Source organism: Pseudomonas sp. (assembly GCF_049645325.1).
Lineage (GTDB): Bacteria > Pseudomonadota > Gammaproteobacteria > Pseudomonadales > Pseudomonadaceae > Aquipseudomonas.
Genome location: NZ_JBARTQ010000543.1, coordinates 1 through 3,709 on the forward strand (window position 1 = coordinate 1; position 3,709 = coordinate 3,709).

At 56.4% G+C, this 3,709-nt stretch carries 3 protein-coding genes and 1 pseudogene; 2 read left to right on the forward strand and 2 right to left on the reverse strand.

Going from position 1 to position 3,709, the window contains the following annotated elements; all coding sequences use genetic code 11:
• A partial coding sequence (locus WBB95_RS22830) for a Wzz/FepE/Etk N-terminal domain-containing protein (RefSeq protein ID WP_424489628.1) occupies positions 1 to 928 on the reverse strand: 928 nt, incomplete at its 3' end.
• Between the two features lie 363 nt (positions 929 to 1,291).
• On the opposite strand from WBB95_RS22830, the gene WBB95_RS22835 reads away from it, so the two are divergent.
• Positions 1,292 to 1,678, forward strand: coding sequence for a TIGR03067 domain-containing protein (locus WBB95_RS22835; protein ID WP_424489629.1), 387 nt, complete (start codon positions 1,292 to 1,294; stop codon positions 1,676 to 1,678).
• 139 nt (positions 1,679 to 1,817) lie between these two features.
• On the opposite strand, the pseudogene WBB95_RS22840 reads toward WBB95_RS22835, so the two are convergent.
• Positions 1,818 to 1,964: pseudogene (locus WBB95_RS22840) on the reverse strand (SAM-dependent methyltransferase); the annotation flags it as partial.
• 282 nt (positions 1,965 to 2,246) lie between these two features.
• Between WBB95_RS22840 and WBB95_RS22845 the strand changes: the two are divergent.
• Positions 2,247 to 3,709 (forward strand): ABC-F family ATPase (locus WBB95_RS22845; protein ID WP_424489630.1); only part of this gene is annotated, 1,463 nt, incomplete at its 3' end.

Below are 3,709 nucleotides of genomic sequence, written 5' to 3' on the forward strand. Positions count from 1 at the left end.
GTTGCAAGGCTGTGCGCTCGGCTTGCAACGCATCGGTGCCCAGGAAATACAAGGGAATGGCCTGGTTGCTGAGTTCGGTACGCACCACTTGGTTGGTACCGCCGCGGGTCGCATCGCCCATGGAAGACGGCGTTGTAGGCGTCTTGATTCCCATGGACTTGGCGATCGAGATGGCCTCGGCCAACTCTGCCAGGCGGTCGGTGCGCTCCATCTTCATCTGAAGCCGCAGCCCATTGAGCTCATCCTGCAACCGAGCGCGCTTGAGGCGGTCGGCCTCAAGCAGCGTGGCGATCTTTGATTCTTTTTCGGTTTCGTAGTTGGCACGGGCTGCGTCAATCTTGCCTTTAAGCTCTGCCAGGCGGTTATTGACGATCACCTTGAGGTCGGCGCCCACCTGTTCACGCTCTGCCGCAATGGCATAGTCGACAAAACCGTTAAGGATCGCCACGCCATCGATATCTGCCGGGTATTGCAGTTCCAGCCGCAGATAACTGCCCGTAGTGTCTGCAGCCTTGGGGTCTGGCAGGATCAGGTTGACGGAGTTGCGGTTGAAGTTCTCAAAACTCTGCTCAAGGGTTTGCCCGGGTCTCTGGAAAGCCTTGAACAGTTCTTCGTGGCTTCTGAAAAAATCCAGTCGAACGCCATAGGAATCCAGCTGCACGCCTACTTTTGCCAGCGCGTCAGCGGGTGGCAACTTATAGACTTCGGAGCGGTTCAAGGCGTCCAGCTCATTGATTGCCGCCGGCCGCAGCACACTGCTGACCTCATACACTTTGGGCGATACATACGCGTAGCCTACGCCCGCGATTCCCGCGAGAATCGTAAACCCCACGATGAGTTTTTTTTGTCGCCAAATGGAATGAAAGAGTTCAAACAAGTCAATTTCATCGGATGCTGCAGACGCATTGATCGGTGAAGTTCGATTCAAGATTAAAACACCTTAAAAATTGACACTAAAAAGCCACCACCCTGTTGAAGCCCGATGAGCGCAAGGATCAGGGACAACGCCCTGAACAGGGATGACCAATGGTGATTCAGACCACTGAGCTATAGGAAAAGTCCGATGTGATTAGAGATTGTTTCTTTCTTTGTGTCGATGCCTACACAAGGCAATATCTATATAGGGCAAAACTGTTACAAGCGTAGTCAATGCATCGTAAAAACGGCGTAAAACAGCGGCCAATTAACGAAAAAATGAGCCAATTTCACTTTTTCAGCATTACCCTGGATACACTCGACCTGTTTACACAGACGCTTCCACGCCCAAACAGCTTCGCAATAAGGAATTTGCATGACATTGCTTTCGGATCCGGACTTTCAAACGCTTCAAGGCATCTGGGAACAGACCGCCTTGGAGGACAGTGGCGTGCTCAACCCCGAAGATGGGCACAGCGCGCCGGGTGCCATTACGACAATCAAGGAGGACCGTTTCGAAGTCACCACCGTCAGTGGCGAAATTCTGCTCGCCGGGCGTTTTTTCCTGGACAGCAGCACCACGCCCAAAAGCATTACCTGGGAAGACTCCATGGGTGAGGACGCCGGCAAGTTGTTACCCGCCAGCTACCGCCTCGAAAAAGACGAGTTTGTATTTATTGCGGCGGATGAAGGCATGCCCCGACCGGATGTCTTCAGCACCGGCCCAGGCCAAACCATGCGCACATTTGTGCGCAGAGCCTGATCCACGCGGCATCCGAACTTGCGACATGGTTTTCACGCGGCCTTCACTTCTCGGTCTATACGGTAAGCCCTACCTACTCCAGTGAATCACTTGGCCCGCCTCTCCTCGCGGGCCTTTTTTTTGCGCGCGAAAAAACCACTCAGCCGCGACGCTTGATGGCCGTCAGGGTGAAACACAGCGGCAGCTGCGCCGGTTGCGCCGGTTGCTGCTCGTACGTGTCGTAGAGCGCTTCGCGATTGGAGTGCGGGTACTCCTGCAAATGCTCAATCTGCAAGTGCGCGGCAACAAGCCAAATACCCACCGGCTGGAAACCCTACTGTTGATCTCCCTGCTGGCAGTCCATAAGAGGACCCGGCCAGTCTGCGGCGCCGCTCTGGCTGGAGCGGGATGAAAGCATCTGCCGCGAGCCATACAACTGTCGCCTGACATATGCGACAATGCGCGCCAAATTCCAACACACATCCAAAATTTTCTGTTCAGCGACCGGGTTTCGCGCCTTGATGTCGCTGTTGACGCATGCCTGAAGGCTCCTGCCGCCACGCTCGCAACCCATTGATAGGTAAAGTAATTGATCTCCACAGCTAACATCACCATGCAGTTCGGCGCCAAGCCGCTCTTCGAGAACGTCTCGGTCAAGTTCGGCGCAGGCAACCGTTATGGCTTGATCGGTGCCAACGGTTGCGGCAAGTCGACCTTCATGAAAATCCTCGGCGGCGACCTCGATCCGTCCGGCGGCCAGGTCATGCTGGAGCCGAACGTACGCCTGGGTAAACTGCGCCAGGATCAGTTCGCCTACGAAGAATTCACCGTGCTCGACACCGTGATCATGGGCCATGAAGAGCTGTGGAAGGTCAAGGCCGAGCGCGACCGCATCTACTCGCTGCCGGAAATGAGCGAAGACGACGGCATGGCCGTGGCCGAGCTGGAAACCGAATTCGCCGAGATGGACGGCTACACCGCCGAATCCCGCGCCGGTGAACTGCTGTTGGGCCTGGGCATTCCCCTGGAACAACACTTCGGCCCGATGAGCGAAGTGTCCCCAGGCTGGAAACTGCGCGTATTGCTGGCCCAGGCGCTGTTCTCCGACCCTGAAGTGCTGTTGCTCGACGAACCGACCAACCACTTGGACATCAACACCATCCGCTGGCTGGAAAACATCCTGACCCAGCGTAACAGCCTGATGATCATCATCTCTCACGACCGTCACTTCCTGAACAGCGTGTGCACCCACATGGCTGACCTGGATTACGGCGAGCTGCGCCTGTTCCCGGGCAACTACGACGAGTACATGACCGTGGCGACCCAGTCCCGCGAGCAACTGCTGTCGGACAACGCCAAGAAGAAAGCACAGATCTCCGAGCTGCAATCGTTCGTCAGCCGCTTCTCGGCCAACGCCTCGAAAGCCAAGCAGGCCACTTCCCGTGCCAAAGCGATCGACAAGATCCAGCTGGCCGAGGTCAAGCCTTCGAGCCGTGTGAGCCCGTTCATCCGTTTCGATCAGAACAAGAAACTGCACCGCCAGGCTGTCATGGTCGAAAAAATGGCCAAAGGTTTCGACGGCAAGCCGCTGTTCAAGGACTTCAGCTTCCAGGTTGAAGCTGGCGAGCGCGTAGCGATCATCGGCCCGAACGGTATCGGCAAGACCACCCTGCTGCGCACCCTGGTCAACGAACTGACCCCGGACGCCGGTAGCATCAAATGGACCGACGCTGCGGAACTGGGCTACTACGCCCAGGACCACGCTTCCGACTTTGAAGACGACATGAGCCTGTTCGACTGGATGGGCCAATGGACCCAAGGCGAGCAAGTGATCCGTGGCACCCTGGGCCGCATGCTGTTCTCCAACGACGAGATCCTCAAGTCGGTCAAGGTGATTTCCGGTGGTGAGCAAGGCCGTATGCTGTTCGGCAAGCTGATTCTGCAAAAGCCGAACGTGCTGATCATGGACGAACCGACCAACCACTTGGACATGGAATCCATCGAAGCGCTGAACCTGGCGCTGGAAAACTACCCGGGCACGCTGATTTTCGT

What these genes read in the sequence shown, in the direction of transcription:
- WBB95_RS22835 (WP_424489629.1), top strand. Translation starts at nt 1,292, where the DNA reads ATGACATTGCTTTCGGATCCGGACTTTCAAACGCTTCAAGGCATCTGG.